At 64.4% G+C, this 4,529-nt stretch carries 4 protein-coding genes; 2 read left to right on the plus strand and 2 right to left on the minus strand.

Translation table 11 applies throughout. The features are described 5' to 3' along the window. Positions 1 to 775 precede the first annotated feature (775 nt). On the plus strand, positions 776 to 1,483 hold the full coding sequence (gene deoD / locus DM816_RS40375; RefSeq protein ID WP_117215733.1) for a purine-nucleoside phosphorylase: 708 nt from the start codon (positions 776 to 778) through the stop codon (positions 1,481 to 1,483). A gap of 18 nt (positions 1,484 to 1,501) precedes the next feature. On the opposite strand, the gene DM816_RS40380 is transcribed toward deoD, so the two are convergent. Both DM816_RS40380 and DM816_RS40385 read right to left on the minus strand, forming a co-directional pair. Then, positions 1,502 to 2,725, minus strand: coding sequence for a DUF6114 domain-containing protein (locus DM816_RS40380; RefSeq protein ID WP_246002699.1), 1,224 nt, complete (start codon positions 2,723 to 2,725; stop codon positions 1,502 to 1,504). 74 nt (positions 2,726 to 2,799) lie between these two features. Next, positions 2,800 to 3,369 carry a DUF6230 family protein gene (locus tag DM816_RS40385; protein WP_246002697.1) on the minus strand — a complete coding sequence of 190 codons (570 nt, stop codon included), beginning with the start codon at positions 3,367 to 3,369 and terminating at the stop codon, positions 2,800 to 2,802. Between the two features lie 598 nt (positions 3,370 to 3,967). Between DM816_RS40385 and DM816_RS40390 the strand changes: the two genes are divergently transcribed. Next, complete coding sequence (locus tag DM816_RS40390; protein WP_117215736.1) at positions 3,968 to 4,192, plus strand: winged helix-turn-helix domain-containing protein; 225 nt, start codon at positions 3,968 to 3,970, stop codon at positions 4,190 to 4,192. The last annotated feature ends 337 nt before the right edge of the window (positions 4,193 to 4,529 follow it).

The following is a 4,529-nucleotide window of genomic DNA, read 5'->3' on the forward strand; positions in this document are numbered from 1 at the left end:
TCGAACACGGAGGGGTGGTCTCAGATCTGGTCTCATTCAGATTCGTTCGCAATCGTTCGCAGCCGTCAGCGTCAGGCTCAGATCCAGGAGACGGACCCCAAGGGACTGGGCTGAGGCCCATCTCAGACCTCGAAAGCGTGTGACGTCGTAAGGCGTCCGCGGGTTCAAATCCCGCCGCCACCGCTCTGGATCAGCCAAACGCCGGGCGCCCCAAATGCGGGTCCGCCCGGCGTTTGCATGTGGTCTTCGCTGACCCTCTTGTATTCGACCGGGTTTCACTCCCGAGCCGTTCGCGATCGGCCGCGCAAGTTGCGCGGCCAGCGGAGCGAGCTTCGCATAACAGGCCATTCGAGCGAGCGCACGACCACTCATCTTCCGCAACGGCAGTCGCGTTTGCCGAGTTTCCACCCATATTAGGATATATAGTGCATATAGTGAGAGCTAAAAGCAGGGGGTGATGTGCGGATGAACGGTGACGGATTATTGCGCGGGTTTCTCAATGGAATCCTTGGCGACGAAAACGGGTTCCTTAGCAAGTTCTTTGGCGGGCTTTTCGGTGGCTAAGGCCGGCCCTTGGTCGACGACGGCTCGGTGCCATCGCCATTAGGCACGCGCCTAGCCGATCACGGACCACCAGGTCCCTGGGGTAGCGCACAAGACCACCAGGATGCACACGATGGCAACGGAAATCGCCGGTCCCGGACAATCGCGGGATCGGCGGTCCGAAGCAGCCGCGCCCAACGGGTCCGAAGAAGCGCTGTGGGAAGATCAGCGCATGAGCACGCATATCGGCGCCAAGCCTGGTGAGATCGCGGAGCGGGTTCTGATGCCCGGCGACCCTCTGCGGGCGAAGTGGATCGCAGAGAACTACCTCGACGATGCCAAGTGTTACTCGACGGTCCGCAACATGTTCGGCTTCACCGGCACATACAACGGCACGCCGGTTTCCGTGCAGGGATCCGGGATGGGCATGCCGTCCGCGTCGATTTACACGCATGAACTGATGAATGACTACGGCGTGAAGACGCTTATCCGGGTCGGCTCGTGCGGTGCGCTGGCCGACGACCTGGACCTGCGCGACGTTGTGGCCGCGATCGGCGCGAGCACCGACTCGAACATGAACCGCATGCGCTTCGACGGGCTGATCGACTATGCGCCCGTGGCTGACTTCGGGCTGTTGCGCACGGCCGTCGACGTGGCCGCACGGCGCGGGGTCCAGATGCGGGTCGGGCCGGTCCTCGCCGCAGACGCGTTCTACACCGACCGTCCGGACCTTTATGACACGCTCGCCGACTACGGCGTGCTCGCGGTCGAGATGGAGGCCGCAGCCCTCTACACGATCGCGGCCCGCTTCAAGGCCCGCGCACTGACCATCCTCACCGTCAGTGATCACATCAAGCGCGGCGAGGCGACCACGGCGCAAGAGCGTGAGCAGACGTTTTCGCAGATGGTCGAGATAGCCCTCGACACCGTCGTGTCCTGACGGCGCGAGGGCGATCTCTCACGAACGCACCAGAGTGATCCGCAGATCCGGCGCCTCCAGCACCGGCGACTGCACCCAGACCAGCTGCACGTCCGGATTGGTGAAGAACACGATCGGCAGCGGGATGGGCGGCGGCAGGTTGTCCGGCGTGTAGTCCACCGGGATCAACCCGAACAGGTTGCCCCGGAATCGGTTGGTGTAGAAGTACACCGTCTCGCCCTTGACGGTGAGTTTGCTGCTGTGCAGATCGATGTCCCAGCCGTCCTTGCCGTAGACGTGCAGCAGGAAGTCGTTGGTGTCCGACTGCGACATGGAGAACCGCAGTACCCGCAGCGTCCCCTCGACCGTGGGCAACTCGACCACGCCGTCGAAGACGAGGTTGAGCATGGTCACGCGGCTTCCGGTCATCCTGGACGGCCGCTTGCCAACGTTCGGCTGGCCCGCGACCGCCGCCAGCGACTTGCCGGCGCTCGGCGAAGGCGAAGGCGTGGGTGTGGACGACGGCCTTGGCGAAGCCGGCGGTTTGCCCGGCCCCGAACCCGTCGGGCTTGGCTCAGGGCTCGCCGAAGGGCTCACGGAAGGGGTCGGGCACGGACCGGGCGTCGCACTAGGACTAGGACTCGGGCTAGGAGTGGGTGACGCTGAAGGCTCAGCACCTCCCGCGCCGCCGAACAACCAGTCAAAGAAGTCGACGATGCCCCCGAGGATCGACCCCTGTACCGGCCCCTTCCCCGCCGCTGCGCTACACGGAGCCGCCCCCGCTCGCCCCGGCGTGGTGATCACTGTCGCCACGCTCAGGCTCAAGGCCGCGATGATAATGATCATCGTTGCGTGCCGCGGGGACCCTGCTTTTGGGTCGGATTCCACATCCTCGTCGTCGGCCTCAGCCGGCGAAGCCGGGTCCGCCTGCGCCCACGCGAAGATGAGACCACCGCCGGCCACGCCCAGGAGCATGCCGATGAAGAAGCCGCCCAGGTTGACCCCGAGCAGCGAGTAGATGGCCACGAACACTGCCACCAGGCCGTAGAAGTGACGCTGTGCGGGCATGAACCAGGCCAGCGGCCCAGTGATCATCAGGACGAACGCGATCAGGTAGGCGGTGAACCCCTCCTGCCCGATCGAAATCGTGCCGCCGTGCAGCTCCAGGTTCATCGAGCCGATGATTTCCAAGCCCGCCAGCACGGTCAGGACTCCGCCCCAGAACGGCCGGCTGCGCCTCCAGGGACGGAACCGTTGCCACATGGTCACGGATGCCTCCAATCGTCATGCGGATTCCGGGCGCGCCCCACGCACCCGGAAAGCGCGAACGTTCGGGCCTACGGCTTGAGCTGGCTGAAGCACTCGGAGCCGTCGAACTTCAGGTTCAGGCTCATGCCGGTCAGGTGGAACTCTCCGGCATGGGTGCTGTAGAACCTTTGGTTCAGGTTGTTGATGACGGCGGTGTCCGCCTCCTGACCGAACTGGCCTTCGAGCCCGACCGGCGGGAGCCCGCCCTTGGTCAGCGCGGACGCGTCGGTACCGATATCGATATTGGTAAAGACGGCGTCACCCGACAGGTAGTCCATGCCGATCATCAGGTCCCTGGCGATGACCGGCTTGCCGGCCTCCCGTCCGCCGCGGATGAACAGCACGAGGTTGGTTCCCGGCACACGCACCGACTGGCACAGGTTGGTGATCTCGGCGTACTTAATCTGCGACGCCGCGACCGGGATGGGTGTTCCGTCCTTCTTCACCACCACGGCACCGAACTGGCTGAAGCCCTTGGCGTCGAGCTTGTCCGCCGAGAGCATGGCCGTCTGACCGGAGACCTTGAGCGCCACCGGCACCGCGCCGCTGGCGACCCCGCCCATCAGGGCGGAGACGGCGATGGCGGCCGGAACCACCACGGCGGCAAAGCGCCGCCATCTGGTACGCCCCAGTACCAGATGGTCTTGCGAGTCCTTCACTCCAGACCTCCTCGCAAATGGATTGCCCGTGGCACGGCGCCAACGGGAGCCGGACACAGAACTATCGCGCCGGAGTGGCCAAGATGTTTCCGGCTTATGACTCGCACCACAAGAGCCTGACTACCGGCCGGTAACCGAGCTTCAACCCATAACTACGCTATGTAGATAGAGCCGGGGTAATCCGCCCGTGTTTAAACCCTTTTCGATCACTGTGGGTACCGAAGCAGCGCCCGATAACGGTTCGATAACGAAGATGGGCGCGACGGCCCCACAACATGGCACACGGAGGCAGGCCGTCGCGCCCCTTGGCACACCACCCACGCAACGATTGCAGCAAGCAGCACACCAGCTGGGGTTCCGGTCCACCGGAACGGCGTCCAAGGCGAACCGTTCGTGCCATGCGTGCGAGCCATGGGGCGAACCGGAACACGGCTACACTAAGGCAATGTAGTGGACTATGTCTAGTGGCTGTACATGGGAGTTGATTCGCGGAGAAGGCAGTGATCTACTACTGGGGCGAGCCATGGGAGATGACTGAATGACTGCGAAGTACGAAAAACTGGCCAACGCCATCCGAGACAAGATCAAGTCCGGAGAGCTCAAGCCTGGCGACAAGCTGCCCTCTATCAGCCAGCTCAGGGACGAGTTCAAGGTGAGCTACGGGTCCGTCCGCGGCGCCATGCTGGTCCTCAAGGCAGAGAAGCTGGTCGAGGGCCGCCAAGGCGACGGAGTTTTCGTCAAGGACCCGAAGCAGAAGGACTGATCTGATCCGTTCACCGTCCCGGCGCGCCCCCCGAGCGCCGGGACGGTTGACGCATGCCCACCTTTTTCCAACACCCGCCAAGCGCACATTGAGCGCAAACATTCACTGAAAACTGCGCGCCGTGCGGGAAACCTCAACCGCGGCGCGCCCACCAATCGTGGGGTGCTTAGGGGACTCGGCCCCCCGCCGAAGCTGACCACAGGCCAGCGAGCAGGCGAGCCGCCAGCCGACCGCGGCGCGCACCCACCGATCGTGGGGGTTCGGGGGGCTCGGCCCCCCGGCTGGCATTACGCGGGCCCCGCCGAAGCTGACCACAGGTCAGCGAGCAGGCGAGCCG

The sequence above is a fragment of the Allorhizocola rhizosphaerae genome (assembly GCF_003426775.1).
In the GTDB taxonomy this organism is placed as follows: Bacteria; Actinomycetota; Actinomycetes; order Mycobacteriales; family Micromonosporaceae; genus Allorhizocola; species Allorhizocola rhizosphaerae.

What these genes read in the sequence shown, in the direction of transcription:
- deoD (WP_117215733.1), top strand. Translation starts at nt 776, where the DNA reads ATGAGCACGCATATCGGCGCCAAGCCTGGTGAGATCGCGGAGCGGGTT.
- DM816_RS40380 (WP_246002699.1), bottom strand. Translation starts at nt 2,725, where the DNA reads ATGTGGCAACGGTTCCGTCCCTGGAGGCGCAGCCGGCCGTTCTGGGGC.
- DM816_RS40390 (WP_117215736.1), top strand. Translation starts at nt 3,968, where the DNA reads ATGACTGCGAAGTACGAAAAACTGGCCAACGCCATCCGAGACAAGATC.